Source organism: Oleiphilus sp. HI0067 (genome assembly GCF_001635735.1).
The window spans coordinates 1-623 of the sequence record NZ_LWFI01000736.1 but is presented as its reverse complement, the minus strand read 5'-3'; the positions used below and the strand labels follow the sequence as shown (position 1 = coordinate 623).

The 623-nt window shown below is 43.5% G+C and carries 1 protein-coding gene; it reads left to right on the top strand.

Going from position 1 to position 623, the window contains the following annotated elements:
* Positions 1-111: 111 nt before the first annotated feature.
* The coding region (locus tag A3739_RS08125) for a DEAD/DEAH box helicase (protein ID WP_156502467.1) at positions 112-623 on the top strand (512 nt) is incomplete at its 3' end.

Sequence of the window (623 nt, the reverse complement as noted above, 5' to 3'; positions counted from 1 at the left end):
AAGGTTTACTTTCTCTTCAACTAGATTACTCTAGCGCCTCTGTCTTGCTCTGCGCTCATTCACTATTCAGCGTGCGGCAACATTCTCTTTTTATTCACAGATTTATACGCCATGACTAATCAAAGCTTTTCCTCTTTAGCTTTAAAACCAGAATTGTTGGATGCTTTAAACAAAGCTGGTTACGAGACTATGACTGATATTCAAAGTGCTGCCTTGCCAAACTTGCTTGATGGAAAAGACTTAATCGGGAAAGCAAAAACGGGAAGTGGTAAAACGGCGACTTTCGCGTTAAATCTACTGAATAGACTGGAGCCGAAGCGATATCGTATTCAAACTTTGATCTTGTGCCCAACGCGCGAATTAGCGACGCAAGTTGCGGAAGAGACGCGCAAGCTAGCGAAAGGTATGCACAATGTAAAAGTATTGACCTTGTGCGGTGGTCAGCCAATGGGACCTCAAATTGGTTCGCTCGAACACGGTGCACATATTGTTGTGGGCACACCGGGACGCATTAAAGATCACTTACGAAAAGAAACGCTCAAACTCAATAACGTTGATACCGTCGTTTTGGACGAAGCAGATCGAATGCTAGATATGGGATTTTTGGAGGACGTTGAACATAT